This window comes from Paraburkholderia franconis (assembly GCF_009362735.1).
Classification (GTDB): domain Bacteria; phylum Pseudomonadota; class Gammaproteobacteria; order Burkholderiales; family Burkholderiaceae; genus Paraburkholderia; species Paraburkholderia franconis.
Genome location: NZ_WHNP01000221.1, coordinates 1 through 1,239 on the forward strand (window position 1 = coordinate 1; position 1,239 = coordinate 1,239).

General features: G+C 61.8%; 1 protein-coding gene. It reads left to right on the top strand.

The window, feature by feature from the left end; translation table 11 throughout:
- Window positions 1–167: 167 nt before the first annotated feature.
- Window positions 168–1,239, top strand: a 1,072-nt coding sequence (tnpC, locus tag GCT13_RS51685) for an IS66 family transposase (protein WP_152768439.1), incomplete at its 3' end; no start/stop codon positions are given.

The following is a 1,239-nucleotide window of genomic DNA, read 5'->3' on the forward strand; positions in this document are numbered from 1 at the left end:
GACCAGGCGGTCGCCACCGCGCTGAATCCCGAGCAGCTGCGAGCGCTGGTAACGGGGCTACCCTGGCGGACGCTCACGCACGATCACGCGATCACGCTCGTGTAATACCCCCAAAGCCGTAAACTGGCTTGCTTCCGCCGCGGGTGGGGTTCTGGCAGACTGGCTGCATGAACCTGCCCGCCAACCTCGACGCCCTGAGCCCCGACGAACTGCGCACACTGGCTGCGCAATTGATCGCTCAGGTCGGCGAGAACGAGCGGGACCTGCGCTACCGGCAGACGCGCATCGACCAGCTCACACACGAGATTGCCGTGCTCAGGCGCCTGCATTTCGGCAAGCGCAGCGAGCAACTCAACGTCGAGCAGATGAGCCTGCTCAATGAGGCGATCGACGCCGATCTGGCTGCACTCGAAATCGAGCTCGAGCAGCTACAGTCGAATACGGCGCCGGACAAGCAACGTCAGAAGCCAAAGCGCACGCCATTGCCGCCGGAGCTGCCGCGCACCGACATCCTCCATGAACCCGATGACAAGACGTGCTCCTGCGGTTGCCAGCGAGCGCGTATCGGTGAGGACATCAGCGAGAAGCTGGACTATACGCCGGGCGTGTTCACGGTCGAGCGGCACATTCGTGGCAAGTGGGCCTGCAAGGCGTGCGAAACGCTGATTCAGGCACCTGTTCCGCCTCATGTGATCGACAAGGGCATTCCCACCACCGGGCTGCTCGCGCAAGTGCTCGTCGCCAAGTATGGCGATCACTTGCCGCTGTACCGTCAGGAGCGCATCTTCGAACGCGCGGGTCTTGCAATTCCCCAATCAACGCTTGGCGAGTGGGTTGGTGTTTGCGGCGTGCGATTGCAGCCGCTGGTCGACGCGCTGCGCGACGCGCTTCTGCAACAGGGTGTGCTGCACGCCGATGAGACGCCAGTGCAAATGCTGGTTCCCGGCAAAGGAAAGACGCAGCGCGCCTATGTATGGGCATATGCCACGACGCAGTTCGCCGACGTGCGCGCAGTGGTCTATGAATTCGCGGATAGCCGTGCTGGCGAACATGCCCGCACGTTCCTCGGCAAATGGCGAGGCAAGCTGGTATGTGACGACTACAGCGCCTACAAAGCTGGATTCGAGCTGGGCATCACTGAAATCGGATGCGTTGCTCATGCAAGAAGGAAGTTCTTCGAACTGCACGCCAACCATAAGAGCCAGGTCGCTGAACAGGCGCTGAAGTACTTCGGTGCAC